Source organism: Rhizobium indigoferae, from assembly GCF_034554815.1.
GTDB lineage: Bacteria > Pseudomonadota > Alphaproteobacteria > Rhizobiales > Rhizobiaceae > Rhizobium > Rhizobium leguminosarum.
Window position 1 is genome coordinate 451,533 of record NZ_CP140638.1, and the last position, 25,577, is coordinate 477,109.

The window sequence follows — 25,577 nt, forward strand, 5'->3', positions numbered from 1 at the left end:
AGATTCGAATAGTCGGGCTGGGCGAGATATTTTTTGTCACCCAGCCATTATTCGCTCAGCCGTTGGCCGCGACACGTGCGGGCGCGTCGAAGAGATTGCGATAAGCGGCGCCCGGATGTGGCGCGACGAGCCGCGGCCCTGCTCCCCCGAGCTTTTCGCGCAGCGTTCCCTTGGCGTATTCGGTCTTGTAGACGCCGCGCTTTTGCAGTTCCGGCACCAGCAGATCGACCGCGTCCTCGAAACTTTCGGGCGTCACGGCATAGGCAAGGTTGAAGCCGTCGACATCGGTGTCTTCGATCCATTCCTGCATCAGATCGGCGACCGTCTGCGGCGAGCCGACGAAAACCGGGCCGAAACCGCCGATGCCGACCCAGTCGGCCATTTCGCGCACCGTCCATTCCTTGGTGGGATCGATTGTCGTGAAGGTTTCGACGGCCGATTGCACCGCATTGGTATGACGGTGCCGCAGCACCTCGTCCGGCCCGAACTGGCCGAAATCGATGCCGGTCCAGCCGGAGATCAGTGTCAGCGCGCCTTCGAAGGAAGCGTATTTGCGGTATTCGTTGAACTTCCGCTGTGCTTCCGCATCCGTTTCGCCGAGGATCACGGTTTGCAGGTTGAAGGCGAGGATTTCGCGCGGGTTGCGGCCGACCCGTTCCGCCGCCTCGCGGACATTGGCGACGTAACGCTTCAGCACGGCTTTCGACGGGGACGCGACAAAAATGCATTCGGCATGGGCGCCGGCGAAATCCTTGCCGCGGCTGGAGGCGCCGGCCTGGTAGAGCACCGGTGTACGTTGCGGCGAGGGTTCGCTCAAGTGAATGCCGGGCACGTTGAAATGCTTGCCGGAATGGCGGATCGGATGGACTTTTTCCGGATGGGTGAAGATGCCGGTTTCGCGGTCGCGAACGACGGCGCCGTCCTCCCAGCTTCCCTCCCAGAGCTTGTAGCAGACCTCGAGATATTCCTCGGCGAGGTCGTAGCGGTCATCATGCTTCGTCTGCGCCGGCTGGCCGATATTGAGCGCGCCGCTGTTGAGATAGGAGGTGACGATATTCCAGCCGACACGGCCTTTGGTCAGATGGTCGAGCGTCGAGATGCGGCGGGCGAAGGTATAAGGATGCTCGAAGGAGAGCGACGCCGTCAGGCCGAATCCGAGATGTTCGGTCTCATAGGCCATGGTGGGGATGAGTTGCAGCGGATCATTGACCGGCACCTGCGCCGAATGGCGAAGTGCGGCGTCGACATTGCCGTGCAGCACATCGTAGACCCCAAGCACGTCGGCGATAAACAGCCCATCGAACTTGCCGCGCTCCAGCGTCTTTGCCAGATGCACCCAGTAGTCGAGATCCTTGTAGGTCCAGGACTTGTCGCGCGGATGGCGCCAGAGCCCCGGCGACTGGTGTCCGACGCAATTCATGTCGAAGGCGTTCAGCCTGATTTCGCGGGTCATGTCTTTCTTCCTTGGAATTAGGGATTGCTGCGGCCGAGGCCGTAGGTCAGCGCTAAGGCTCCGACGAGCACGGCGCCCTTGACGAAATCCTGGGTGTAGTAGGGGGCGTTCAGCATGGTGAGACCGTTCAGCAGCACACCGACGAAGACGGCGCCGGCAATGGTGCCGAGCACGTTTGGACGGCGCAGGTTGAAGACGGCAAAACCGATCAGCGCGGCGGCGACCGAATCCATCAGCAGCGAGCCGCCGGAGGAGACATCGCCACGCCCGACGCGGGCGGCGATGACGATGCCGCCCAGCGCCGCCAGCGTGCCTGAAATGACATAGGCGAGCGTCTTCAGCCGGACTGTCGACGCGCCGGCAAGCCGGGTCGCGACCTCGTTGCCACCGGTCGCAAACAGCAGCCGGCCGATGCGGGTGCGTTCAGTGAGAATGAAGAGTGCGACGGCGACCACCGCCATCAGCACCACGGAAACGGGCAGGGTGCCGAGGATGCTGTAGCGGCCGATCAGCAAAAAGGCCGGGTCGTAGGCGCCGGTCGCCTTCGAGCCGTCGGGCAGGGTAAGGCCTGCCGAAATCGATCGGCCGGCGGTCGGGATCAGCTGCAGGCCGGAAAGCAGGAACATCATCGCCAGCGTCGCCAAGAGATCAGGCACCTTCAGGCGCACGATGAGGAACGCGTTGACGAGGCCGATCAGGGCGCCAAAGGCGAGCACCAGCGGCACCGTCGCATAGGCATCAAGATGCCAGACGATCATCGCGTAACTCGCCGCCATCACGCTCGATGCGGCGACCGCGCCGATCGACAGGTCGAAACCGCCGACGGCCAACGTGACGGTGACGCCGGCGCCGAGAATGGCGACGACGGACACCGCCTGCAGGATGCTCATCAGATTGGCGATATTGATGAAGGCGGGTTGGGCGATGGTGAAGCCGACGACGAGCAGTGCCAGCAGGATGAACACCGCGCCCGCCCGGAGAAACGCCCCGAGGGCTGCGAGACGACCGTTATCGGCTTGCGGCGATGCCTTCGGCCGGGCGCTTGCCTGTGGAAGAGTGTCGTCGTCGATCGTCGTCATGCGGATATTCCCTGGATGGCGGAGGCAAGAGCGGCCCCGTCTGCCGCAGGCCTCAACACGTGGCGGTCGATGACGAGGATGCGGTCGGCCACCTCATAGGCCTCCTCCGGGTCGGAGGTCGCGATCAGCGTTGCCCGGTCGGTGCGGGCGCGGATTGCTCGGATGATGTCGTGACGGGCGCCGACGTCGACACCTTGGAAGGGTTCGTCGAGCAGCAGCAGCCGGCTCGGTTCCGCCTCCCAGCGGGCGATCACCGCCTTCTGCTGGTTGCCGCCGGACAGCGACCAGACCGAGGCGAGTGGACCCGCGGCCTTGATCCCGAGACGGGCGATTGCCTGTTCGGTCTCGCGTCGTTCACGGCCGCCGACCAGGAAACCGTGCGGATACCATTTGCCAAGATGCGGCAGGCTGATGGTTGCCGACAGCGAATGGCCGGGCCATGCCGGTGGCATCAGCGAGGAACGATGACGGTCTTCGGCCGCCATCGCCACGCCTGCGGCGATCGCCTCGGCCGGGCTTTTCGGCCGATAGGGCCGGCCACCGAGGAACATTGTCCCACCGGCAAGCGCCGTCACGCCGAAGATCGCCTGGAGCAACCGGCTCTTGCCGGCGCCGACCACGCCTGTCACCGCCACCACCTCGCCCTCATACAATGAAAGATCGAAGGAAGCGGCTTCAGGGAGCAGGCTGATATCACGCATCTCCAAAATCGCCGGACCGGTCGCAGGCCGCGCATCCGGCCGAGCCGCGTCCAATCTGCGGCCGATCATCGTCTCGATGGCGGTCGAAAAATCGATCGGCCGCGAGAAAGTGCCGACGACGCGGCCGCCGCGCATGACGAGCGCGCGGTCGGCGATGGCTTCGAGATCGGCGGTGCGGTGCGAGATATAGAGGATCGCCAGCCCCCGCTTGCGCAGGCTGAGAAGAATGTCGAAGAGGCGGCGGCTCTCCTCTCCGGAAAGGCTCGCCGTCGGCTCGTCGAAGATGAGGAGATCGGCGCGGTTGGCAAGCGCGCGAGCGATCGCCACCAATTGCCGGTCGGCGCTGGTGAGTTCGCCGAAATCGCGGTCGAGCGGCAGGCTGAAGCCGGCGGCATCGAGCATTGTCTGCGCGGCACGGCGGATGCCGGCGCGCGAGACGAAGAAGGGCGTGCTGCGATCGGCGAACCGGTTGAGCAACAGGGCATCGGCAACGGTCAGACCGGCGGCGCCGACTAGATCCGTAGATTGATGCACCGTGACGACGCCGGCCCTTGCCGCTTCGGCCGGGCTGCGCGGCGCAAAGGGGCGGCCATCGAGACTGACCGTGCCCCCATCGGCTGGAAGGACGCCGGAAAGGATCTTTACCAACGTCGATTTGCCCGCGCCGTTTGCGCCCATCAGCGCCACGATCTCGCCGCGTTCCATAGAAAAATCAGCGCCGGCAAGCGCCCGCGTCGACCCGAAACTGCGGGTGATGTTTTCAATGTGAAGAAGCGGCATCAATGGTGTCCGGGGCTGCATTCGAAGCCGGAGTGTGCCCTGTCCGGGCGGTCGAACTCCAGGCACGCCTTTCCCTCACAAACTGTCCTCGGGAAACAAAGAATCTCCCGCAGCCCGTAAAATCGGATCATTTACTCTACTAAAAACATAGAGATTATATCTAAATAATCCGACGCGTCGCGAGGGCTGTCAGACCTGTCAGACGACGCTTTCGTTTGCTAGAAGGAACGCGACGATGAAATCCCTCGCACGGCTCGCACTGTCTGCCGCCGTCATTCCGTTCATTTTCATTCAAGCCGCAAAAGCCGACGGCCTGTCCGGCGCTCCGGCCCCCTTCGATAAGGGCGGCGTCAAGGTGGCTCTGATCAGCTACATCTCGGCCGGCGATTTTTTCCAGGCCTACCAGGCCGGTGCGGAAGCCCAGGCCAAGGCGCTGGATATCGACCTGCGCGTCTTCCCCGGACGGCAGGACGCCGCCGAGCAGCGCGAGCAGATCCTGCAGGCGATCAATCTCGGCGTCTCCGGCATCGTCATCGACCACGGCCTGCCGGAATCGCTCGGCGACGTCGTGCAGCAGGCGCTCGACAAGGGCATCAAGGTCGTGGCCTTCGACGTCAACCTCAACAACCCCAAGATCCCGCAGGTGGAGCAGAGCGATCACGAGCTCGCCTCTCTGGCGCTCGAACAGGTGGTGAAGGACAACGGCAAAGACTTCAACGCCGGTTATGTCTATGTCGCGGGCTTTGCGCCGCTCGACCGCCGCAACGAGGTCTGGGACAAGTTCAAGTCGGAGAATAAGGGCGTGGTCGAAAAGGCCCGTTTCGGCAATGTCAGCGACACGACGGCGACCTCGACCGCCGACCAGGCGAAGGCCGCGCTCACCGCCAATCCCGATATATCGGTTGTTTTTGCCCCCTATGACGAATTCGCCCGCGGCGTGAAGCTCGCCGCCAACGACCTCGGCATAGCAAAGAAGCTGAAGATCTATTCGGCCGACGTATCGACGGCCGATATCCAGGAAATTACCGAGGAAGGCAGCCCCTGGGTCGCGACCGTCGCAACCAATCCCGCCGTCGTCGGCGCCGTCTCCATCCGCGCGGCCGCCCTTGAAATCGCCGGGCAGACGGTTCCTCACCAGATCACCGTGAAGCCGACGCTTCTGACGCAGGAAAGCCTCCGTGCAGCCGGCGTCAAGACGATCGAGGAACTGGCCGAAAAGATCCCGGCCTTCAGCACGAGCGATGCGGCGACCGCGAGCTGGATCCCGGACAAGCTTTTCTGAGGAGGTCACCCTCATCCTTCCGGTGGGAGCGTCAAGCTCCCGCCGGATCCCCTTTTTGGAGAATTGGAGTTTCGCCCATGAGCCAGTCCAATATCGTCTTCGCGGTGAGCCGCAATCCGACGCGAGAAGACCTCTTTGCCCGTGCCGAGGAGATCTCTGCCGATCTTTCCAGGCGCGCCGCAGACCTCGACCGCGAAGGCCGCCCGCCGCTTGCCGAGATCATCAAGCTGAAAAATGCCGGGCTGCTCAATGCGCTGCATCCCACGCAAATCGGCGGCGGTGGCCTCGATTGGGTCGACGGGCTGAGGCTGGTGCGCATCCTCGCCCGTGGCGAGAGCTCGATCGGCCAGCTACTCGGCTACCACTATGTCAACAGCCAGTACATCTATTGGGCCCTCGATGCCGCACGCGCCCATGCGCTGGGCAACGATACCGTCGCCAGGAACCTCTATTGGGGTGCGGCCGTCAATCCGCGCGATCCCGGGCTGGTGCTCACCCGCCGCGGCAACGGCTATGTGCTGAACGGGCGCAAGTCCTTCTCCACGGCGGCGCGGGTCTCCGACTATATCAATGCCAATGCAACGCTCGACGACAAGATCGCCGGCTTCGCCGTGCCGACCAATCGTCCAGGCTATGTCCCCAACGACGATTGGGACAATATCGGCCAGCGCCTGTCCGACAGCGGCAGCGTCGAGTTCCGCGACTTCCCCGTCTACGAGGAGGATTTCGTCGGCGCGCCTGCTGCACCCGACGCGGCGCCGCCGGTGCTGTCGACCTTCAACACGCCATTCATCCAACTGGTCTTCGTCAACTTTTATCTCGGTACCGCCGAAGGCGCGCTGCAGGCGGCCGTCGATTACGTCAGAACCACCACCCGGCCTTGGATCACGTCAGGCGTCGAGCGGGCGGCCGATGATCCCTATATCCTCGAACGCGTCGGCGAATTCACCGCCGCGCTGAAGGCCTCGGCGGCCCTTGCCGACAGCGCGGCATCAGCCGTGCAGGCGGGCCTTGCCCGCGGCCGCGACGTGACGGCGCGCGAGCGCGGCGAGGCGGCGGCGGAAGCCTATACCGCCAAGGTCCACGCCACCCATGTCTCGCTCGACATCACCTCGCGTGTCTTCGAACTGACGGGTGCACGCTCGACGGCCGACAAATACCGCTTCGACCGCTTCTGGCGCAATGTCCGTACGCACACGCTGCACGATCCCGTTTTCTACAAGGCGAAGGAAGTTGGCGAATTCGTGCTGAACGACAGGATACCGGAGGTCAGCCTCTATAGCTGAGGCGGCCACGCTGTCATCGAAATTGAAAAACCCCATTGCCGGCAACAGCAATGGGGTTTTTGTTTGGAAGAGAGGGAGATCTCAGAGCGCGCCGTTCTTAGGCGGCGTCACGCCGTTCAAATGATAGTTGCCGACGACGTGATATTTCCAACGCACCGGATCGTGCAGCGTATGGGTGCGGGCATTGCGCCAGTGGCGGTCGAGATTGAGACCGGCCTGTACCGACGAGGTTCCGGCAAGCTCGAAGAGCGTGTTTGCGGCTTCGAGCGCCACCTCTGTCGTCAGTACCTTGGCGGCGGCAACCGCGAGCGTCGCCTCGACCACCTTTGCCTCCGTCGTCTCTACCTGCGCGGCATCGACCTTGTGGCCGGCGCGCTCGACAAGAGCCGTTGCGGCTTCCAGCCGGATGGCGATCTGGCCGACCTTGGCGATCGTCAGCGGATCGTCTGAGGCGCGGTCAAGGCCGCTATCCATCCAGGGGCGCGATTTCGTCCTGATGAAATCAAGCGTTTCGGCAAAGGCCGCCCGTGCGATACCGAGATCGACGCCGGCATGGATGATCTGACCGACCGAACCGATCGTCGTCGGCCGCTCGAAACCCTTATGATGGAAGACCACGGAATCGGCGCTGACATAGACATTGTCGAGGATCGTCGTGCCGCTGCCGGTGGTGCGCTGGCCGAAGCCGTCCCAGTCGTCGACGATCTCGACGCCTTCGGTGCCCTTCGGCACGAAGGCCATGGTCAGCCGATCCTCCGGATCGAGTGCGAAGATGGTGATCCAGTCGGCGAAGAGGACGCCGGTCGAATAGAATTTGCGGCCATTGATCCGGTAACCCGGCCCGTCGCGGGTGATGCGCGTATTGTAGTGGCCGACCGTCTTCGTGCCGCGCTCGGAAAGCGCATTGCCGAAACGATCGCCGGCCAGCACCCGGCCGAAGAAATAACGCTGCTGCTCCTCGCCACCGTCGGTTCTAAGCGCCTCGAGAATATAGAAATGGTTCTGCGGGATCTGGCCGATCGAACCGTCCGCCTCAGACAGGATCGCGGTGATCTCGGCAAGCACGGCGTTGGAGACGTCGAGCCCGCCATATTGCGCCGGCACGGTGATCGCCAGAAGGCCGGACTGGGCGAGAAGATCGAGTTCGCTAAACGGCAGGATCCGGTCGGCGTCGCGCTCGGCTGCGCGTGCGGCAAATTGCGCCGCCAGTCTGCGGGCGGTGGCGATCGCCTCGTCATCGCTGCCGATACGGTCGGCCACGGGCCGGATCTGGTCTGCTTGCCTCAGCACTGTGTTCATCGATGTCTCCAATTCTGACGAGCCTATCGGTGAAAGAAATTAAGCGTCGAGATAAGAGCACAAATTCTATAGATGCGATGGAAAATGAAAAGTGTTTGCTTATCAGGCTTAGACCGCGGCGATTACTGTCGCGGTCCGGCACTCGTGCGACGACGTCGCCTGGGAAGCGATAAAAATCCCGCCTGGAACTGGCGTTTCCGGTCTCGATTTGACGACGGCGACCTCCTACGTAATCGATGTCAGGTGCGTCACCGCGCCGGTTGCAGAAAGAACGCCCAATACGGGGCAGGGCGGCCGCCTTGCCCGATCCATGAGGAAAATCATGACCCGTTCACGGCAGTTGCGCCTCGGCGCCTTCATGCGTCCCGTCAGCCTGCATACCGGCGCCTGGCGCTATCCCGGTTCTTATCCCGACGCCAATTTCAATTTCGCCCATCTGAAGTCCTTCGCGCAGGCGCTGGAAAGGGCGAGATTCGACGCCTTCTTCATGGCCGATCATCTTGCCGTGCTCAACATGCCGGTCGAGGCGCTGAGGCGCAGCCACACCGTGACCTCCTTCGAGCCCTTCACATTGCTATCAGCGCTGGCAGCGGTGACGGAGCGCATCGGCCTTGTCGCCACGGCCTCCACCACCTTCGACGAGCCCTATCACATCGCAAGGCGGTTCGCCTCGCTCGACCATATCAGCGGCGGCCGCGCCGGGTGGAACATCGTCACGACCTCGAACCCCGACGCCGCGCTCAATTTCGGCCTCGACGAACATGTGGAGCATGGCGAGCGGTATCATCGCGCCCGGGAATTCTACGATGTCGTGACCGGGCTCTGGGACAGCTTCGCCGACGATGCCTTCATGCGCGACCGGGAAAGCGGCCTGTTCTTCGATCCGGCAAAGATGCATGTGCTGAACCACAAGGGTGACGAACTCAGCGTGCGTGGGCCGCTCAATATCGCCCGGCCGCCGCAGGGTTGGCCCGTCATCGTCCAGGCCGGTCAGTCGGACCCCGGCCGCCAGCTTGCCGCTGAGACCGCCGAGATGGTCTTCTGTTCGCCGCGCGATCTGGCCGCCGGCAAGGCGCTTTATGCCGATATCAAAGGCCGCATGGAAGCCATCGGCCGCAACCGCGACCATCTGAAGATCCTGCCCGCCGCCTTCGTCATCGTCGGCGACAGCATCGAGGAGGCCCGCGCCAAACGCGCCACGCTCGACAGCCTGGTGCATTACGACAGCGCCATCGCCTCGCTTTCGATCGCGCTCGGCCATGACGCTTCCGGCTTCGATCCCGACGCACCGCTACCATCAGATATTCCCGACACCAATGCCAGCAAGACCGGCCGCGCCCAGGTGCTGAAGCTTGCCGCGGAAGAAAATCTGACGGTGCGGCAGCTGGCGCAGCGTTATGGCGGTTATGCCGGCCTTGCCTTCGTCGGCACGCCGGCAAGTATCGCCGACGACATGGAGCGCTGGCTGGACGAGGAAGGCTCGGACGGATTCAACGTCGTCTTTCCCTATCTGCCGCAGGGTCTCCTCGACGTCACCGAACGGTTGGTTCCCGAGCTTCAGCGCCGCGGCCTGTTCCGCAGCGAATACGAAGGCACGACGCTGCGCGAGCATCTCGGATTGCCGCGGCCGGAGAACCGGTTCTTTGCATCAGGTACATGAAGGGGCCTCGCTTCTGCTTTCCGGAAGCAAGCCGACAGCGCTCAGGCTATGACCTCAACCCGAAACGCGTCGCTTTCGCCCGCCATCAGTTCGAGCGGCCAGATAATATTGCGCCCGTCGCCTGGATAAAACTCTCGATAGACCGGCATGTTGGCGAGAAGCATCCGGCCGAGTTCAACGCCGAGATCGTAGAGCGACATGCGGAAGCAGCTGAGCGAGGGCTGCAGGAACCGTGCGCGCGGAGCGTCGCGGAAGCCGATCACCGCAAGGTCGCGGCCGGGCATGACGCCCGATTCCATCAGGCAGCGATAAAGGCCGATCGCCATCAGCTCGTAGATCAGGATCACCGCCGTCGGCCGTTCTTTGAGCAGCAGCAACTCGTGAGCCGCCTGATAGCCGCCCTGTTCACTCGACTTGACGCGGATGACGAGCGAGGGGTCGAAGGGAATGTCGTGCCGCTCAAGCGCGCGGCGATAGCTTTCGACAAAGAGATAGCCGAGGTTGGCCTCGCTCGACGGCGCGGTGATCGCGATCCGGCGATGTCCCAGCGCGATCAACCGCTCGACGGCATGGTCGGCCACGCCCTCGAAATCGAGATCGATCCAGGGAAAATTGCTGGCCGAAAGGCTACGACCGAGCGCGATGAAGGGGATCTTCGCCCGCGACAGAAAGTCGATGCGCCGATCGACGCGCTGGGTGTCCGAGATGATCATCGCATCGACGATGCGGCGCGCCACCATCCGCTTCAGATATTCGTGCGGGTCCTCGTCGCTCGGGCAGGGCAACATGATGAGGTCGAGCTTGTGGCGGGCAAAGACGCTCTGCAGGCCGCTGGTGACGCCGAGGAAGAAGTTGTCGGCGTTCTCGACCGTTTCCTTGCTGGATTCGATCATCAGCCCGATGACCTTCGTCTCCCCCTGCCTCAGGCTCCGCCCAGACTGGTTGGCGACGTAGCCGAGTTCGTCGGCTGCGGCCAGCACCCGCCGGCGGGTTTCCTCATTGACGTCGGGCTTGCCGTTCAGCGCGCGGGACACCGTGCCGATCGAAATGTCCAGGTATTCGGCAAGCTGGCGAATCCCCTTCATCGACTGCGATTTTCCTTCAGTCTGCAATTTCGCATTTCGCCTCTATTGACACGGTAAAATGTTTCCGCATACAGTCGTAAACGTTTACGGAGTGCGTGTCATCAGGAGTTGGCGCCATTCCCTCGGAGGAAATCGTGAAATTCAGTGCCATTCTGTGCGGGTGCGGAGCTATGTCCAAAGGTTGGTTGCGAGCCATCGCTTCCAACCCTCTGCTGGCCGACTCCATCACCATCGTCGGCCTTGTCGACCTGAACCGGGAGACGGCGGAAAAGCTTGCCGCGGAGTTCGGCCTTGATGGCGCCGTCATCGGTTCGGACCTGTCCGACGTTATCACGGCCACGAAGGCCGACCTGGTCTTCGACATCGTCATTCCGGCTGCGCGCTACGACGTCGTTTCGACGGCACTCAAGGCCGGCTGCCATGTGCTCAGCGAAAAGCCGATGGCCGCCTCGCTTGCCGAGGGCGCTGCGCTGGTCAATCTTGCCGCCGAGACCGGCCGCATCCACGCCGTCATCCAGAACCGTCGCTTCATATCAGGCGTCAGGTGCCTGCGTCGTTTCGTCGACAGCGGCGCGATCGGCGACCTCACAGGCATCCATTGCGACTTCTTCCTGGCACCGCATTTCGGCGGCTTCCGCGAAGAGATGGACAACGTCCTGCTTCTCGACATGGCGATCCACACCTTCGATGCGGCGCGCTACGTTGCCGACAGGAAGCCGCTCGCCGTCTATTGTGTCGAGCGCAATCCAAAGGGTTCGTGGTACCGGCACGGCGCCTCGGCCAACGCCATTTTCGAATTTTCCGACGACATCGTGTTCACCTATCGCGGCTCCTGGTGCGCCGAGGGCGAGCGCACCAGCTGGGAGAGCCAGTGGCGTCTCGTCGGTTCGAAGGGAATGCTCACCTGGGATGGCGAAGAGAGTTTCAAGGCGACTGTTGCCGGCGAAGAGCCCGGCCTTTTGCACGGCTCTGTCGCCGTAAACGTTCCCGGTCCGGAACATGACGAGGAAACCCATGGCCACGCCAGCGTCATCGCCGACTTCATCGCGGCGATCGGCACCGGCAAACAGCCCGAGACGGTCAATTCCGACAATATCAGAAGCCTTGCCATGGTCTTCGGCGCAATCGAAAGCGCCAAGACGGGCAGGCGCGTCGAAATTTCAGCATAGGATGAAGTGACGTGAGCAACCCTGCAAAATCCATTCGTATCGGTACTATGGTCAGCGGCAACAAGGGCGATGCCGCAACCCGCATCGGCGAGATCGCCGGCATGGGCTTCGAAAGCTTCGAACCCTTCTTCTGGCAGACGACCAAAGGCCAGGATCTTGCCGAACTCGGCAAGCGCTGCCTCGATGCGATCGGCGACCGCGACATCACCATCTCGACGCTCGGCATGTTCGGCAATCCGCTGGAAGAGACCGCAATCGACCTCGAGACGTTGCAGGGCTGGAAGCACTGCATCGACAATGCCCATCACTTCGGCGCCACCTGCGTTGCCGGCTTCACCGGCCGCGTCCGCGGCAAGCCGCTGACCGACAGCCTGCCTCGCTACAAGCAGATCTGGAGCGAACTCGCCAAGCGTGCCGCCGACAAGGGCGTCAAGATCGCTTTCGAGAATTGCGCCATGGACGGCAACTGGGCGACCGGCGACTGGAACATTGCGCATAATCCCGATGCCTGGGAGCTGATCTTCAACGAGACGCCGGATGACAATATCGGGCTGGAGTGGGAGCCGTGCCATCAGATGGTCTATCTGATCGACCCTTTGCCGCAGATCCGCAAATGGGCGCACAAGTTCTTCCACGTCCACGGCAAGGACGCGACCATTCGCTGGGAGGTCATCAAGGAACACGGTATCTTCGGCAAGGAGAAGTTCGTCTTCATGCGCACGCCGGGCTTCGGCGACAGCAACTGGACCGACATCATTTCCGAGCTGCGCCTTGCCGGCTGGTCCGGCTCGATCGACATCGAAGGCTGGCACGACCCGGTCTATCGCGACGAACTCGAAATGACTGGCCAGGTCCACGGGCTCAACTATCTAAGGAAATGCCGGGGCGGAGATTTCATTGTTGATCCCTGATCAACCGCCTAAGGTGGGCGCCGCCGGGCTGGGAGGCCCGGGGGGGCGCCATGACTGACTAACTTGGTCTTTTCGCGGCGCAGCCGCTTTTTTGGGAGGAAAGCATGAAAAGAATTGCAAGACTTGCGCTAGCACTCGGCACGGCGATGCTGATGACATCGGTCGGCCATGCCGAACAGAAGACCTTCAAGATCTGGTGGTTCGAGGAGCCGACCACGGCTCAGGGCATTGTCTGGAAGAAAGCGCTCGAGGAGTTCAAGGCGAAACATCCGGACATCAACGTCAGCTTCGAGCAGAAGACCTTTCAGCAGTTGCAGGCCTCAGGCGGCATGATCCTCAATTCCGACCAGGCCCCCGACGTGCTCGAGTACAACAAGGGCAATGCGACCGCTGGCTTGGTTGCAAGCCAGGGATTACTGACCAATCTGGATGACTATGTGAAGAAGGAAGGTTGGGACAAGATCCTTAACGAAGGCGATTTTGTCCTTAGCCGTTATGACGAAAAGGGCATCTATGGCTCCGGCCCTGTTTGGGGCGTATCGGTCTTCGGCGAATATGTTTCGTGCTTCTACAATATTGACATGTTCGAAAAGGCAGGCCTCAAGCCGCCGACGACGCTCGAAGAGTGGGTCGCTGACATGGAAGCATTCAAGCAGAAGGGTCTCACGCCCCTCGCGCTCGGCGCCATCGACACCAGTGGCCAGCACTTGCTAGCCTCTCTCGCCTATACCAAGGCCGATGACGCCTGGGTCCAGAATTATCAGGGTTTGAAGGCTCCCCTCGACGGCGCGCCCTACCTCTATGCGGCGCAGACATTGCTCGACTGGGTCACAAAGGGCTATATCAACAAGGACTCCACGGGCATGAAGGACCCGGATGCGGCTCTGCTCTTCACCTCCGGCAAGGCGCCGATGTACGTCTCGGGCACTTGGAATCTCGGTACCTTCGCCTCGACCATCAAGGACTTCAAGTGGGGTCAGTTCGTCATTCCGACGCCGAAATATTCGGTCGGCTCGACAGGCAATCTCTGGGTCGTTCCCAAGGGTAGCAAGAATCCCGATCTCGCCGCCGAGTGGATCAGCCTGACCTTGTCGCCGAAATACCAAGCTGAACTCGGCAATGCCGGCGGCGTGCCGATCGCCGCTGATCTTTCCGTCATCACCAACCCCATTGGTAAGAACGCCGCAGCGGTTTTCAAGCAGATCTCTGACAAAAGCGGCCTCGGTTTCTATCCTGACTGGCCGGTTCCCGGCTACTACGACGTGCTCAACCAGAAAGACACCGGTCTTTTCCAGGGCAGTCTTACTGCGGAGCAGTTCGTCGAACAGATCAAGCAGGTTTACGACGACACGCAGGAAAATCAGTAGCGCGACCTTGAACGATGGGCTGCGCCGAAGGCGCAGCCCAGCATGGGAGGCTGAAGGAAGAATGATATGGCCATATCCAGCCAGCGATCGAGCGACAGTTCACGAGGCTATAGCCTCTATCTCATTCCGGGGACGATCGGCTTCATTCTAATCGTACTCATTCCGCAGCTTGCTAATCTCGGGCTGAGCTTCACGGCATGGAAAGGCGTCGGCACGCCACGACCGGTCGGCCTGCAGAACTATCATCGCCTGCTGACGGATGATCAATTCTGGGGATCGATGTATCACACGCTGCTGTTCATCCTTTCGATGACCGTGATACCGGTGTGCATCGGCCTAGTGCTGGCCGCTCTGCTGTTCGACTATGTCAGGGACGAATTCGGGGAATGGGTCTCGAGCTTTTTCAGGGCCGGTTTTTACTTACCGCAGATTCTTCCCGTAACGGTCGCGGGCGTCCTCTGGGGCTGGATTCTCAATCCCGTAGGTGTCATCAACATCACGCTAAAGGCCATCGGCCTTGAAAATCTCGCACAGAACTGGATCGGTGATGCGACATACGCGCTTGCTGCCGTCTCGCTCGTCATTGTCTGGATACAGGTCGGCTACTGTCTGGTGGTTTTCATGGCCGGTCTTTCGCGCATCGACCCTTCTCTCTACGAGGCTGCCGAGCTCGATGGGGCAAACTGGTGGAGCCGGCTGGTGACGATCACCATTCCACTCCTGGCGCCGGAGATTTTCGTCGTTGTGCTGACCACGCTGATCGCGGCGCTTAAAGTCTTTGCGCCAATCTTTGTCATCACCGCCGGCGGCCCCGACAATGCCACGCTCGTACCATCCTATCTGACTTACTACCACTTCTTCACCACACAGCGCGTCGGCTATGCCGCAGCCATCGCGGTCGTGCAAACGACTCTGACGATCGCTTTGGCTGTCATTTTCCTACGCTTCCAGAGCCAGCAGGAGTCGAAGGAGTAGATCATGGCTTACTCAGTTCTCAGCGATGGTACGACCAAGGCAAAGGCGACGGCGGCAGCCGATCGCGCGCGACGCGATCCGATGCGGTGGGTGGTGCTGGCTATCCTTATTCTACTCCTCGCCTTTACGCTCTTTCCCTTTTTCCTTGCTCTGCTCAACGCCGTCAAGGCGAGTGCCGAATACGCGATCGGCGGACCGCTATCGATTCCCCGGTCGATCGATCTCACGGCGATCGAGAAATTTTGGACGGTGTCTGATTTCAGCCGCAAGCTGCTCAACAGCGTGGTGATCAGTCTCGCTGTGTCGGTGTTGGGGGTACTGATAAGCCTGTTTAACGCCTATGCGATTGGGGTCGGCAAGGTGCCGGGTTCGCGCGTGATTTTGGTGGTCTTTCTTCTGGGCATTATGGTGCCGCAGGAGTCAATCATTTACCCACTATACTACATGGCGAAAGCGAGCGGTCTCTACGATACGCAGCTTTCCGTGATCATCATTTTCGCGGTCCTGCAAAGCGCTTTCGGGACTTACCTGCTCTCGACCGTGCTGAGTACCTTTCCCAAGGAAATCCTCGAAGCGGCCGAGATGGATGGTTCGACCCACTGGAAAACGCTGTGGTTCGTCGTTGTCCCAGTACTGCGGCCGACACTCATGGTCCTGGGAACCTTCTTTTTCATCTGGACTTGGAACGAATTCTTGATCCCGCTCGTCATGCTGGTGTCCAACAACAACCAGACGGTCTCGGTCGCCATGGGCCTCACCCGCGGTCAGAATATGTCGGACCCTGTGCTGCAGGCCTCGGCGGCTTTCCTGGGTATAATACCGACGGTGATCTTCTTCTTGATCTTCCAACGCACGCTAACGCGCGGCATCGCCGCCGGGGCAGTCAAATGATGATTTTAACCCTTGGCCATCCAATCGGTCCCGGTTGGGGACCAGCAAGGTTTTCGGCATGAGCCAGAACATCCAGATCGAACTCTTGGGCATCGAGAAGCACTACGGCGCCTTTCACGCGCTTAAGAATGTCAACCTTTCAATTCCCAAGGGCACGTTTGTCGCGCTGGTCGGTCCGTCCGGATGCGGCAAGTCCACGTTGCTCCGCTCGCTTGCCGGGCTGGAAAAAATTACCGGCGGCACGCTGAAGATTGCCGGCGAGGTGATGAACGACGTGCCGCCGCGGGCGCGCAATATCGCCATGGTTTTTCAGAGTTACGCCCTGTATCCGCATATGACGGTGGAACAGAACCTGACCTATTCGCTGAAGATGCACGGCGTCCCCAAAGCTGAGGCAAAGCAGAAAGCCGAGGAGGTCGCAGTCATCACCGGTCTTTCCCGGCTGCTCGACCGTTATCCGCGCCAGCTTTCGGGAGGCCAACGGCAGCGTGTAGCCATGGGCCGCGCCATTATCCGCAACCCCCAGGCCTTCTTGTTCGACGAGCCGCTTTCCAACCTTGATGCAGCGCTACGTGTCTCGATGCGCAAGGAAATCCGCGCCCTGCACGACCGGCTGGGCGCCACCTCGGTGTATGTTACCCACGACCAGATTGAAGCCATGACGATGGCCGATCACGTGGTGGTGATGCGCGACGGCATCATCGAACAGCAGGGGGCGCCGCTCGACCTCTACGACCGGCCGGCAAACCGGTTTGTTGCCGGTTTCATTGGCTCGCCGGCGATGAATTTCATTCCCGCGATTGCCGCGGAAGACGGCAAGAGCCTGATCCTGGATTTCGGCGCGGTGAAGCAGACGCTTGCGATATCACGCGCCATCGAGCCTGGGCGCAAGCTCATCGCCGGCATCCGGCCGGAGCATATCGGCGTCGTCGAGCCCGGGCATGGCAGCTTCGATGTACCGATCGCCTTCGTCGAATCAACCGGCTCCTCGACCTTCATCGTCGCGGAGACCCAGCCGGAACTGACGATCGTCGAGACGCGCCGCGACAGGGTCAAGGCAGGAGACATGATCGGACTTTCGGTCGATCCGGACCAGATCCATCTCTTCGACGCGTCGACGGACCACGTCATATAAAGGCAGCAGCCTGTCGGCTTGGAATTGTCATAAAATCGAACCGGGTAACGCCGTCGAGCCAGATCTCGAAAGCATCACCGGCGACTGGCTGCGCGACAAGCTCGACCCGACGATCGCCTGAGGGCCTGTCCGGTCGAGCTTTGATCGAATCACAAGAAAAACAAATCCCGCACGATCAACGCTGTTGACAACGGCGAGCAATCGATATTGGCTTGTAAAGCGCTTTACTAAACCGCTTTACAATAGGTCCAGCCAATGGCCAAGGGAACGACACCAAGCTTGAAGGATGTTGCGGCGGCCGCTGGCGTGTCGGTCGCCACCGTGTCGCGTTTCGTCAACGGCAGTCTCGATCTTCCCTTTCAGACCAAGAAGCGCATCGAGGATGCGATCAAGACGCTGAACTACCGGCCGAACCCGCATGCGCGACGGTTAAGCAGGGGGCGGTCGGACACGATCGGCCTCGTCGTGCCCGATATCGCCAATCCCTTCTTCGCGACCCTCGTCGCCGCCGTGGAGCAGGCGGCCGATGAAAAAAAGCTCGCGGTCTCATTGCACGCCACCCTCAACCGGCCGGGGCGCGAGATCGAATATCTGCAGTTGATCGAGCGCAATCACGTAGACGGCCTGATCTTCGTCACCAATCACCCCGATGACGGCGCGCTTGCCACGCTGATCAACGGCAGCGGCAAGGTCATTATTGTTGACGAGGACATTCCCGATTCGAAGGCGCCGAAGCTGTTCTGCGACAACGAGCAGGGCGGTTATCTCGCCGGCCGGCACCTGGCCGAGCAGGGCCATCGGCATGTCCTGTTCATCGGCGGCGACGAGCGTATGATCAGCGCCCGCAGGCGCTATGACGGCCTGCTGAAGGCGCTCAGGGAACAACATGGCGACGAGGCCCGGGCCGATCGTTATGCCGGCGAATATACCATCGAATACGGCCGTGCGGCTGCGCTCGACTATCTCTCCGGCGACCGAAAGGCGACGGCGATCTTCGCCAGCTCCGACGAGATCGCCATCGGGCTGGTCGAGGTCTTCAGAAGCCGAGGCGTCTCGATCCCCGATGACATCTCGGTTATCGGCTTCGACGATGTCGGTCCGCTTCATCTTTTTGCACCGCCGCTGACGGCCATCCGCCAGCCGGTGCGTCAGATCGGAAGGCGGTCGCTTGAGCTGCTTCTGGAAACCAATTGGCACGAGTGGAAACCATCCGCCTCGGAAGAACTCCTGCCTGTCGAAATCGTGGTGCGGAACTCCGTTGCGCCGCCTGCGAAATAATAATCAGCAACGTCAAAAAACCAAAAGAGGATGAGAACATGACACTGAATTTGACAAGACGAACGATGATCGCCGCCGCCGGCTTTACGGCATTGACCTTCATCGGCCTGTCCGGCGCCGCGGCGCAGGAAAAGAAGACTGTCGCGCTAGTCCAGATCAACCAGCAGGCGCTTTTCTTCAATCAGATGAATGAGGGCGCCCAGAAGGCGGCCGATGCCGCCGGCGTCAAACTGGTGATCTTCAACGCTAACAACGAGACGACCGCGCAGAACAGCGCGATCGAAACCTACGTCCAGGAAAAGGTCTCCGGTCTTGCCGTCGTGGCGATCGACGTCAACGGCATCATGCCGGCGGTCAAGCAGGCGGCCGATGCCGGCATTCCTGTCGTCGCCATCGACGCCATCCTGCCTGATGGCCCACAGAAGGCGCAGATCGGCGTGGACAATGCCGCGGCCGGCGCCGATATGGGCAAATACTTCCTCGACTACGTCAAGGCGAACATGGGCGGCAAGGCCAAGCTTGGCGTCGTCGGCGCGCTGAATTCGTTCATCCAGAACATCCGCCAGGAGGGCTTCGAGAAGACCCTGAAAGGCGTCGACGGCATTGAAATAGCCGGCGTCGTCGATGGCCAGAACATCCAGGACAACGCTCTTGCGGCGGCTGAAAACCTGATCACCGCCAATCCTGATCTGACCGCGATCTACGCCACCGGCGAGCCAGCCCTGATGGGGGCGATCGCCGCTGTCCAGAGCCAAGGCAAGCAGGATAAGATCAAGGTGTTCGGCTGGGATCTGACTGCCGAAGCCATTGCCGGCATCGATGCCGGCTTCGTCGTCGCCGTCGTCCAGCAGGATCCGGCTGCAATGGGCGGTGCCGCCGTCGACGCGCTCGTCAAGGCCTCGGCCGGCGAAGCCGTCACCAAGACGATCTCGGTGCCGATCACCATCGTCACCAAGGAGAATGTCGAGCCGTACCGGGCCGTCTTCAAATGATCGAAAGCGGACAGCGTGACATCGCTGCCGCCGGTTCCGGAGGGGTCGCACCCTCCGGAACCGGAACATCCGGCGGCACCCGATCCGACCCGCGCATCTCGCTGCGCGGTATCCGGAAGTCGTTCGGCTCGCACCAGGCCCTGCGCGGCGTCGATCTCGACATCTTCCCCGGCGAATGCCTGGGCCTTGTCGGCGATAACGCCGCCGGCAAATCGACGCTGACGAAAATCATCTCGGGAACCTACATTCCCGATGCCGGCACCATCACCATGGAAGGCGAAGAGGTTCGCTTCTCCGGCCCCGCGGATGCGCGTGGTAGAAACATCGAAATGGTGTTCCAGGATCTCAGCCTCTGCGACCATATCGATGTCGTCGGCAATCTCTTCCTCGGTCGCGAACTCAGCCGCGGGCCATTTCTCGACACCAGGACGATGCTGTCTGAAGCTCGCAGGATGCTGGATTCGCTTGAAATCCGCATCCCGAGACTGACCGGCAAGGTCGCCCAGCTCTCCGGCGGGCAGCGTCAGGCGATCGCCATTGCACGCGCCGCTTCCTTCAAGCCGAAGGTGCTGATCATGGACGAGCCGACGTCAGCACTTGCCGTCGCCGAGGTCGAGGCGGTTCTGGCCCTGATCAACCGCGTCAAGGCGAACGGGGTCTCGGTGATCCTCATTACCCACCGGCTGCAGGATCTCTTCCGGGTCTGCGACCGCATTGCGGTGATGTACGAGGGCACGAAAGTGGCCGAACGGCAGATCGGCAGCACCAACCTCGAGGATCTCGTCCATTTGATCGTCGGTGAAGGAGCCAGGCAATGACGGCTTATACGGAACGCGGCCATGGCTCGCGCATCGCCGATTTCCTCGGCGAACACGCGCAAGTCCTGTCGATCGCCATCTTCTTCCTGGCCTGCATGATCTTCTTCTCGATCGGCAGCGAAACCTTCTTCACGCTTGGCAATATCCTGAACATCGTCCGGCAGGCCGCTCCCATCCTGATCGTTGCCATAGCCATGACCTTCGTCATCATCACCGGCGGCATCGATCTCTCGGTCGGCTCACAGGTCGCGCTCGTCAATGCCGTCGCGGCGATCGTCATGGCGATGGGTGTTCCCTGGCCGTCCGTGGTCATCGGCATGATTGTGCTCGGCGGCTTCATGGGGCTGGTTCAGGGCTGGTTTATCGCCTATCAGGGCATTCCCGCCTTCATCGTCTCGCTTGCCGGCCTCTCGATCCTGCGCGGTCTGGCGCTCTATCTGACCCAGGGCTATTCCATCCCGATCAAGGATGCGCCGGGCTTCTTCGCGCTTGGTCGGGGCGAAATCCTCAGCTTCCCGATCCCTGCGGTCATTGCCGTCGTCATCGCCATTCTCGGTTACGTCGTCATCACCGCGACCAAATATGGCCGGCAGGTCGTGGCGGTCGGCTCCAATGCAGAGGCGGCACGGCGTGTCGGCATGCCTGCCAAATGGATTATCGCATCGGTCTATATCATCTCCGGCATCGCCTGCGCCGTCGCCGGCCTGCTGATTGCCGCTCGTCTCGGCTCCGGCTCGTCCAATGCCGCCGTCGGTTTCGAGCTGCAGGTGATTGCGGCCGTGGTGCTCGGTGGAACGTCGCTGATGGGCGGACGCGGCACCATCCTCGGCACCGTGCTCGGCACGCTGACCATCGCCGTCATCGGCAACGGCCTGATCCTGATGCACATATCGCCTTTCTTCACCCAGATCGTCACCGGTGCCATTATCCTCGTTGCCATCTGGCTGAACACGCGCATCTTCACGGCCAATTTCCATTTCCGGCTGGGCAGGAAAGGATGAAGCGATGAGCGAGCAGACAGCAGAGAGCCTGTCCGAAGCGCATATCCGATCCGGTAAGGTGATGACCGTCACCGGTCCGATTTCGGCGGATGCGCTCGGCGTGACGCTGATGCACGAGCATATCCTCAACGACTGCCGCTGCTGGTGGCATGCGCCGAAGACGCCGGAACGGCAATATCTCGCGGAAAGCTTCGTCTGCATGGAGATCCTCGGCGAACTCAGGCAGGACCCCTTCGTCAACAAGCACAATATCACGCTCGACGACGAACAGCTGGCAATCGCCGAGCTCAAGGACTTCGCCACGGCGGGCGGGCGCACCGTGGTGGAACCGACCTGTAAGGGCATCGGCCGAGATCCGCTGGCGCTCCGGCGTATCTCCGAAGCGTCAGGCCTCAACATCGTGATGGGGGCGGGTTATTACCTCGGCTCCTCACATCCGGAAAGCGTCGCCGCGATGAGCGTCGATGATATCGCACTGGAGATCGTCCGCGAGGCGAAGGAAGGCGTCGACGGCACCGGCGTCAGGATCGGCCTGATCGGCGAGATCGGTGTCTCCTCGGATTTCACCGCCGAGGAGGAGAAATCGCTGCGCGGTGCCGCACGCGCGCAGGTGCTGACCGGACTTCCACTGATGGTGCATCTGCCGGGCTGGTTCCGCCTCGGTCACCGCGTGCTCGACGTGGTGGCGGAGGAGGGGGCCGATCTCCGCCACACCGTGCTTTGCCACATGAACCCGTCGCATAACGACATCGCCTATCAAAGCGAGCTGGCCGCGCGCGGCGCCTTCATCGAATACGACATGATCGGCATGGATTTCTTCTATGCCGACCATCAGGTGCAGTGCCCGAGCGACGAGGAGGCGGCGCGCGCGATCGTGCGTCTCGTCGAGGCCGGCTATCTCGACCGGATTCTCCTGTCGCACGATGTCTTTCTGAAGATGATGCTGACGCGTTACGGCGGCAATGGCTACGCCTATATCCTTCGCCACTTCCTTCCCCGTCTTCAGCGGCACGGCCTCGACAAGACGGTTCTCGACGAAATGATGCGCAGCAATCCGCGCCGCGTCTTTCATGCCGGAGCCTAGCTCCATCCATTCAATCGATCACAGGTACGGCAGACCATGACAAAAAAAATCCTCCTTGTCGGCGAGAGCTGGGTCAGCTCCGCCACGCATTACAAAGGCTTCGACCAGTTCGGCAGCGTCACCTTCCATCTTGGCGCCGAACCGTTGGTGAAGGCGCTCGCCGGCAGCGCCTTCGAGCTCACCTATATGCCGGCGCACGAGGCGGTGGAGAAATTCCCCTTTGAGATGACCGGGCTCGACGCCTACGACGCCATCATTCTCTCCGATATCGGCGCCAATTCGCTGCTGCTGCCCCCGGATGTGTGGCTGCATTCGCGCACCGTGCCGAACCGGCTGAAGCTTCTGAAGGCGTGGGTGGAGAAGGGCGGCGGCCTGCTGATGGTCGGTGGCTACTTCTCCTTCCAGGGCATCGACGGCAAGGCCCGCTGGCGGCGCACCCCCGTCGAAGACACGCTGCCCGTCACGTGCCTGCCCTATGACGACCGCGTCGAAATTCCCGAGGGAACTGTTGCCGAAGTGGTGAAGCCGGAGCATCCGACAATGCAGGGCCTTGAAGGCGCCTGGCCGGTGCTTCTCGGCGTCAACGAGGTCGAAGTGCGAGACCGTGCCGATGTCGAGATCGTCGCGCGCCTGCCTGAGGATCAGGGCGGCCATCCGCTGCTCGTCGTCGGCACGCATGGCACTGGGCGGACGGCGGCCTGGACGTCGGATATCGGCCCGCACTGGCTGTCGCCCGCTTTCTGCGAATGGGAAGGTTATGGCCGGCTCTGGAAGAACATCCTCGGCTGGCTCACGGAAAAGCAGGCGTGATGTCAGCACGCGGCGGGAATTGGAAAGGGAATGACATGCAGGAAATTTCGGACAGGCCGTCCAACGCCATCAGGGACATCTTCGGCAGGGACAAGGTCCTGATCGGCATGATCCATTGCCCGGCCTTTCCGGGCGCGCCGCGCTACCGGGGTGCTGCGATGGATGCGATTTACGACGCGTGCATGCGCGACGCCGAAGCCTGCGTGGAAGGCGGCCTGCATGGGCTGATCATCGAAAATCATGGCGATGTACCGTTCTCGAAGCCCGAGGATATCGGCCCCGAGACGACTGGCTTCATGTCTGTTGTCACCGACCGGATCGCGCGCGCGGCCGGCATTCCGCTCGGCGTCAACGTGCTGGCCAACGCGCCGATCCCGGCCTTCGCCATCGCCACGGCCGGTGGCGCCAAATTCATCCGCGTCAATCAATGGGCCAATGCCTATGTCGCCAATGAAGGCTTCATGGAGGGCAGGGCGGCCGAAGCCATGCGCTACCGCTCGCTGCTCAGGGCCGAGCACATCAAGGTCTTCGCCGACAGCCACGTCAAGCATGGCAGCCACGCCATCGTCGCCGACCGCTCGATCCAGGAGCTGACGCGTGATCTCGCCTTCTTCGATGCCGATGGCGTCATCGCCACCGGCCAGCGGACCGGCAATTCGGCAACGATGGAGGAGATCGAGGAAATCGGCGCGGCGACACACCTGCCGCTGCTCGTCGGCTCCGGCGTCAACAAGGACAATATCGTCGATATTCTGAGCCGCACCAATGGCGTCATCGTCGCTTCCTCGCTGAAGCACGGCGGCGTCTGGTGGAACCCGGTCGACGTCGAGCGCGTGCGCACCTTCCGGGCGGCGGCCGAACCGGGACTGGAGGGTTGAGTATGGCGGCAGAGAGCCTTTCGGCCCGGATCCTGCGCGAGAACGACGCTGTCCTTGGCGCGATGCTGAACCACCGCTTCGTCGAAGATGTGAAAAACGACACGTTGAGCAAGGCGGCCTTCGAGCGTTATCTCGTCTATGAAGGCGCCTTCGTCGACAGCGCCATTTCGATCTTTGCCTATGCGGCGGCGACCGCCAGGACGATGACGCAGAAGCGCTGGCTGATCGCGGTTCTCGACGCGCTTGCCAACGAGCAGATCACCTATTTCGAGCGCACCTTCGCCAGCCGCCGCATCGATCCCTCGTCCTTCGATACCGGCATCGCCGAGGTCGAGGCCTTTCGCGCCGGTATGTTGGAGATCGCCCGCCAGGGCGGCTTCCTCGACACGGTTGCGGCGATGTTTGCTGCCGAGTGGATGTACTGGACCTGGTCGAAGGAAGCGGCTAACCGCCCGATCAGCGATCCCCTGTTGAAGGAATGGGTCGACCTGCATGTCGATCCGAATTTCGCCGCCCAGGCGCAATGGCTGAAGAATGAACTCGACATGGCAGGAGAAACGCTGGAAGAGGATGAAAAAGCGCGGCTCAGCGCGATCTTCGGCCGGGCGATGCAGCTCGAGATCGATTTTCACGATGCGCCTTACCTTTAGCTTCAGCCTTGCGAAAGCAGATGCATGCGCGCCTATATAGTCGGTAACGTCGCCATCGACGAAACCATCGCCGTTTCCGAACTTCCCGTCATCGGCGCCTCCATCCTCGGCAATGCCGGTGGCAGCGATCTCGGCGGCAAGGGCACGAACCAGGCGGTCGTCATGGCCCGCTGCGGCGTTCCGACAACGCTGGTAGCGCCTGTCGGCAGGGATGCGAGGGCCGATACCATTCGCCATTACCTCGCGGACGAACCGCTTCGGAGCGAACTGATCGAAATGGAAAATGCATCGAGCGATGTCTCGATCATCTTCCGACTGCCGGGCGGCGAAAATGCCATCGTCACGACGACGGAATCGGCGCAGAGCCTGTCCCTCTCCGATGTCAGGCGGATCCTCTCGACGGCCGGCACCGGCGATCTCATGATGCTGCAGGGCAATCTGTCCGACCAGACGACCCGCGAGATCCTGGAGCATGCAAGAGCGATCGGCATGGTCACCGCCTTCAATCCCTCGCCGGTGCGCTCCTATTTCTCTGATCTTTGGGGGTTGATCGACATCGCCTTCCTCAACAAGGGCGAGGCGCAGACCCTGACGGGAACGACGGGCAGGGAGGCTGCCGAATATCTGCTCAGCCGGGGCCTGCGAGACGTCGTCCTGACGCTGGGCGGCGATGGCGCGACGCTCGTGAACCGGCACGACAGCATCGAAGTGCCCGCCCAGGTCTGCGATGTTGTGGATACAACGGGCGCAGGCGATACCTTCATGGCCGCAGCACTAGCATCCTGCGCGCTGCGCCGGCAGCGGCTGGACCGGCTAGCCATCGAACACGCAGTCGCGGCCGCGGCTATCACCGTCTCAAGACATGGAACCAGAAAGGCGTTTCCGACCATTTCCGAGCTTGAAGCGATCCTGACATAACCGGCTCGGTGTGACGGGCGTTTCATAAAACCATCATCAGCCTCTGCGAAGGGATGGGCTTCTCGCGATTCCCTC

The 25,577-nt window shown here is 61.7% G+C and carries 23 protein-coding genes; 18 read left to right on the forward strand and 5 right to left on the reverse strand.

Going from position 1 to position 25,577, the window contains the following annotated elements; genetic code table 11:
- Positions 1 to 55: 55 nt before the first annotated feature.
- The 3 genes from U5G49_RS34585 to U5G49_RS34595 are packed head-to-tail and all read right to left on the reverse strand — an operon-like array spanning position 56 to position 4,013.
- Positions 56 to 1,453, reverse strand: coding sequence for an LLM class flavin-dependent oxidoreductase (locus tag U5G49_RS34585; RefSeq protein WP_193445103.1), 1,398 nt, complete (start codon positions 1,451 to 1,453; stop codon positions 56 to 58).
- Positions 1,454 to 1,470: 17 nt separating this feature from the next.
- A complete protein-coding gene (locus tag U5G49_RS34590; protein ID WP_193445102.1) occupies positions 1,471 to 2,532 on the reverse strand; it encodes an ABC transporter permease in 1,062 nt (353 codons plus the stop codon).
- Positions 2,529 to 4,013 carry a sugar ABC transporter ATP-binding protein gene (locus U5G49_RS34595; RefSeq protein ID WP_193445101.1) on the reverse strand — a complete coding sequence of 495 codons (1,485 nt, stop codon included), beginning with the start codon at positions 4,011 to 4,013 and terminating at the stop codon, positions 2,529 to 2,531. The genes U5G49_RS34590 and U5G49_RS34595 overlap by 4 nt, the downstream gene beginning before the upstream one ends.
- Positions 4,014 to 4,248: 235 nt before the next feature.
- On the opposite strand from U5G49_RS34595, the gene U5G49_RS34600 reads away from it, so the two are divergent.
- Together U5G49_RS34600 and U5G49_RS34605 are read left to right on the forward strand one after the other, a co-directional pair.
- Positions 4,249 to 5,295 carry a substrate-binding domain-containing protein gene (locus U5G49_RS34600; protein WP_193445100.1) on the forward strand — a complete coding sequence of 349 codons (1,047 nt, stop codon included), beginning with the start codon at positions 4,249 to 4,251 and terminating at the stop codon, positions 5,293 to 5,295.
- A 77-nt stretch (positions 5,296 to 5,372) separates the two neighbouring features.
- Positions 5,373 to 6,581, forward strand: coding sequence for an acyl-CoA dehydrogenase family protein (locus tag U5G49_RS34605; protein WP_193445099.1), 1,209 nt, complete (start codon positions 5,373 to 5,375; stop codon positions 6,579 to 6,581).
- 81 nt (positions 6,582 to 6,662) lie between these two features.
- On the opposite strand, the gene U5G49_RS34610 is transcribed toward U5G49_RS34605, so the two are convergent.
- A complete protein-coding gene (locus tag U5G49_RS34610; protein ID WP_193445098.1) occupies positions 6,663 to 7,880 on the reverse strand; it encodes an SfnB family sulfur acquisition oxidoreductase in 1,218 nt (405 codons plus the stop codon).
- Between the two features lie 322 nt (positions 7,881 to 8,202).
- Between U5G49_RS34610 and U5G49_RS34615 the strand changes: the two genes are divergently transcribed.
- Positions 8,203 to 9,540 (forward strand): LLM class flavin-dependent oxidoreductase, encoded by a 1,338-nt coding sequence (locus U5G49_RS34615; protein WP_193445097.1) that lies wholly within the window; start codon positions 8,203 to 8,205, stop codon positions 9,538 to 9,540.
- A gap of 41 nt (positions 9,541 to 9,581) precedes the next feature.
- Here U5G49_RS34615 and U5G49_RS34620 read toward each other — a convergent pair whose 3' ends face one another.
- On the reverse strand, positions 9,582 to 10,625 hold the full coding sequence (locus U5G49_RS34620; protein ID WP_193445096.1) for a substrate-binding domain-containing protein: 1,044 nt from the start codon (positions 10,623 to 10,625) through the stop codon (positions 9,582 to 9,584).
- A 134-nt stretch (positions 10,626 to 10,759) separates the two neighbouring features.
- On the opposite strand from U5G49_RS34620, the gene U5G49_RS34625 reads away from it, so the two are divergent.
- From U5G49_RS34625 to U5G49_RS34695, 15 genes are all read left to right on the forward strand, one after another.
- Positions 10,760 to 11,794: a Gfo/Idh/MocA family protein gene (locus tag U5G49_RS34625; RefSeq protein WP_193445095.1), complete on the forward strand. Its 1,035-nt coding sequence runs from the start codon at positions 10,760 to 10,762 to the stop codon at positions 11,792 to 11,794.
- An 11-nt stretch (positions 11,795 to 11,805) separates the two neighbouring features.
- Positions 11,806 to 12,705, forward strand: a complete 900-nt coding sequence (locus tag U5G49_RS34630; protein ID WP_168278632.1) for a sugar phosphate isomerase/epimerase family protein — start codon at positions 11,806 to 11,808, stop codon at positions 12,703 to 12,705.
- Between the two features lie 104 nt (positions 12,706 to 12,809).
- The gene (locus tag U5G49_RS34635; RefSeq protein ID WP_130654171.1) at positions 12,810 to 14,072 is read left to right on the forward strand and encodes an ABC transporter substrate-binding protein; all 1,263 of its coding nucleotides are present in this window, start codon (positions 12,810 to 12,812) and stop codon (positions 14,070 to 14,072) included.
- A gap of 66 nt (positions 14,073 to 14,138) precedes the next feature.
- Positions 14,139 to 15,047 (forward strand): carbohydrate ABC transporter permease, encoded by a 909-nt coding sequence (locus U5G49_RS34640; RefSeq protein ID WP_193445094.1) that lies wholly within the window; start codon positions 14,139 to 14,141, stop codon positions 15,045 to 15,047.
- A 3-nt stretch (positions 15,048 to 15,050) separates the two neighbouring features.
- Positions 15,051 to 15,938, forward strand: coding sequence for a carbohydrate ABC transporter permease (locus U5G49_RS34645; RefSeq protein WP_130654173.1), 888 nt, complete (start codon positions 15,051 to 15,053; stop codon positions 15,936 to 15,938).
- Positions 15,939 to 15,996: 58 nt separating this feature from the next.
- On the forward strand, positions 15,997 to 17,073 hold the full coding sequence (locus U5G49_RS34650; protein ID WP_131703183.1) for an ABC transporter ATP-binding protein: 1,077 nt from the start codon (positions 15,997 to 15,999) through the stop codon (positions 17,071 to 17,073).
- A 255-nt stretch (positions 17,074 to 17,328) separates the two neighbouring features.
- Complete coding sequence (locus U5G49_RS34655; protein WP_130654175.1) at positions 17,329 to 18,351, forward strand: LacI family DNA-binding transcriptional regulator; 1,023 nt, start codon at positions 17,329 to 17,331, stop codon at positions 18,349 to 18,351.
- Positions 18,352 to 18,389: 38 nt separating this feature from the next.
- On the forward strand, positions 18,390 to 19,343 hold the full coding sequence (locus tag U5G49_RS34660; RefSeq protein WP_130654176.1) for an ABC transporter substrate-binding protein: 954 nt from the start codon (positions 18,390 to 18,392) through the stop codon (positions 19,341 to 19,343).
- Positions 19,340 to 20,161, forward strand: a complete 822-nt coding sequence (locus U5G49_RS34665; RefSeq protein ID WP_193445093.1) for an ATP-binding cassette domain-containing protein — start codon at positions 19,340 to 19,342, stop codon at positions 20,159 to 20,161. The genes U5G49_RS34660 and U5G49_RS34665 overlap by 4 nt, the downstream gene beginning before the upstream one ends.
- Positions 20,158 to 21,162: an ABC transporter permease gene (locus tag U5G49_RS34670; RefSeq protein WP_130654177.1), complete on the forward strand. Its 1,005-nt coding sequence runs from the start codon at positions 20,158 to 20,160 to the stop codon at positions 21,160 to 21,162. Before U5G49_RS34665 ends, U5G49_RS34670 begins: the two co-directional genes overlap by 4 nt.
- Before the next feature lie 4 nt (positions 21,163 to 21,166).
- Positions 21,167 to 22,246, forward strand: coding sequence for a phosphotriesterase family protein (locus U5G49_RS34675; RefSeq protein ID WP_193445092.1), 1,080 nt, complete (start codon positions 21,167 to 21,169; stop codon positions 22,244 to 22,246).
- 36 nt (positions 22,247 to 22,282) lie between these two features.
- Complete coding sequence (locus U5G49_RS34680; protein WP_018246971.1) at positions 22,283 to 23,056, forward strand: glutamine amidotransferase; 774 nt, start codon at positions 22,283 to 22,285, stop codon at positions 23,054 to 23,056.
- Positions 23,057 to 23,091: 35 nt separating this feature from the next.
- A complete protein-coding gene (locus U5G49_RS34685) occupies positions 23,092 to 23,934 on the forward strand; it encodes a BtpA/SgcQ family protein (protein ID WP_018448981.1) in 843 nt (280 codons plus the stop codon).
- Between the two features lie 2 nt (positions 23,935 to 23,936).
- A complete protein-coding gene (locus U5G49_RS34690) occupies positions 23,937 to 24,584 on the forward strand; it encodes a TenA family protein (RefSeq protein ID WP_018246969.1) in 648 nt (215 codons plus the stop codon).
- A 24-nt stretch (positions 24,585 to 24,608) separates the two neighbouring features.
- Positions 24,609 to 25,502 (forward strand): ribokinase, encoded by an 894-nt coding sequence (locus U5G49_RS34695; RefSeq protein WP_018246968.1) that lies wholly within the window; start codon positions 24,609 to 24,611, stop codon positions 25,500 to 25,502.
- The last annotated feature ends 75 nt before the right edge of the window (positions 25,503 to 25,577 follow it).

Excerpts from the sequence above, each read along its gene's own strand:
- U5G49_RS34585 (WP_193445103.1), bottom strand. The coding sequence starts at position 1,453 with ATGACCCGCGAAATCAGGCTGAACGCCTTCGACATGAATTGCGTCGGA.
- U5G49_RS34590 (WP_193445102.1), bottom strand. The coding sequence starts at position 2,532 with ATGACGACGATCGACGACGACACTCTTCCACAGGCAAGCGCCCGGCCG.
- U5G49_RS34595 (WP_193445101.1), bottom strand. The coding sequence starts at position 4,013 with ATGCCGCTTCTTCACATTGAAAACATCACCCGCAGTTTCGGGTCGACG.
- U5G49_RS34600 (WP_193445100.1), top strand. The coding sequence starts at position 4,249 with ATGAAATCCCTCGCACGGCTCGCACTGTCTGCCGCCGTCATTCCGTTC.
- U5G49_RS34605 (WP_193445099.1), top strand. The coding sequence starts at position 5,373 with ATGAGCCAGTCCAATATCGTCTTCGCGGTGAGCCGCAATCCGACGCGA.
- U5G49_RS34610 (WP_193445098.1), bottom strand. The coding sequence starts at position 7,880 with ATGAACACAGTGCTGAGGCAAGCAGACCAGATCCGGCCCGTGGCCGAC.
- U5G49_RS34615 (WP_193445097.1), top strand. The coding sequence starts at position 8,203 with ATGACCCGTTCACGGCAGTTGCGCCTCGGCGCCTTCATGCGTCCCGTC.
- U5G49_RS34620 (WP_193445096.1), bottom strand. The coding sequence starts at position 10,625 with ATGAAGGGGATTCGCCAGCTTGCCGAATACCTGGACATTTCGATCGGC.
- U5G49_RS34635 (WP_130654171.1), top strand. The coding sequence starts at position 12,810 with ATGAAAAGAATTGCAAGACTTGCGCTAGCACTCGGCACGGCGATGCTG.
- U5G49_RS34640 (WP_193445094.1), top strand. The coding sequence starts at position 14,139 with ATGGCCATATCCAGCCAGCGATCGAGCGACAGTTCACGAGGCTATAGC.
- U5G49_RS34645 (WP_130654173.1), top strand. The coding sequence starts at position 15,051 with ATGGCTTACTCAGTTCTCAGCGATGGTACGACCAAGGCAAAGGCGACG.
- U5G49_RS34650 (WP_131703183.1), top strand. The coding sequence starts at position 15,997 with ATGAGCCAGAACATCCAGATCGAACTCTTGGGCATCGAGAAGCACTAC.
- U5G49_RS34655 (WP_130654175.1), top strand. The coding sequence starts at position 17,329 with ATGGCCAAGGGAACGACACCAAGCTTGAAGGATGTTGCGGCGGCCGCT.
- U5G49_RS34660 (WP_130654176.1), top strand. The coding sequence starts at position 18,390 with ATGACACTGAATTTGACAAGACGAACGATGATCGCCGCCGCCGGCTTT.
- U5G49_RS34665 (WP_193445093.1), top strand. The coding sequence starts at position 19,340 with ATGATCGAAAGCGGACAGCGTGACATCGCTGCCGCCGGTTCCGGAGGG.
- U5G49_RS34670 (WP_130654177.1), top strand. The coding sequence starts at position 20,158 with ATGACGGCTTATACGGAACGCGGCCATGGCTCGCGCATCGCCGATTTC.
- U5G49_RS34675 (WP_193445092.1), top strand. The coding sequence starts at position 21,167 with ATGAGCGAGCAGACAGCAGAGAGCCTGTCCGAAGCGCATATCCGATCC.
- U5G49_RS34680 (WP_018246971.1), top strand. The coding sequence starts at position 22,283 with ATGACAAAAAAAATCCTCCTTGTCGGCGAGAGCTGGGTCAGCTCCGCC.
- U5G49_RS34685 (WP_018448981.1), top strand. The coding sequence starts at position 23,092 with ATGCAGGAAATTTCGGACAGGCCGTCCAACGCCATCAGGGACATCTTC.
- U5G49_RS34690 (WP_018246969.1), top strand. The coding sequence starts at position 23,937 with ATGGCGGCAGAGAGCCTTTCGGCCCGGATCCTGCGCGAGAACGACGCT.
- U5G49_RS34695 (WP_018246968.1), top strand. The coding sequence starts at position 24,609 with ATGCGCGCCTATATAGTCGGTAACGTCGCCATCGACGAAACCATCGCC.